Source organism: Roseixanthobacter psychrophilus, from assembly GCF_043195195.1.
Lineage (GTDB): Bacteria > Pseudomonadota > Alphaproteobacteria > Rhizobiales > Xanthobacteraceae > NCEH01.
Genome location: NZ_JBAFWT010000245.1, coordinates 1 through 220, shown reverse-complemented (window position 1 = coordinate 220; position 220 = coordinate 1). Strand labels below are relative to the sequence as shown.

The following is a 220-nucleotide window of genomic DNA, read 5'->3' as shown; positions in this document are numbered from 1 at the left end:
TTGGCGGCTGTTGACCGTCTGAATGTGGAGATCGCCACGCACCCGCTCGCCGGCGGTCTGGTTAAGCGCTTCGTGGCTGACGCCCAACGCGGCGGCGCAAGGCGGATAGCTGGTGCAGCCGTCGGTGACCAGCAAGGCGTCCTTGCCAAGAACGGGCCGAAGAACGGCTTCGATCGCGACGGCGCAGACAGATGACAACAACAGCGCTGACGGTGGAGCT

1 pseudogene is annotated in these 220 nt (G+C 65.0%); it reads right to left on the bottom strand.

From position 1 onward, the window contains the following. Positions 1–220 (bottom strand): annotated as a pseudogene (locus tag V5F77_RS29385) (IS1595 family transposase); the annotation flags it as partial.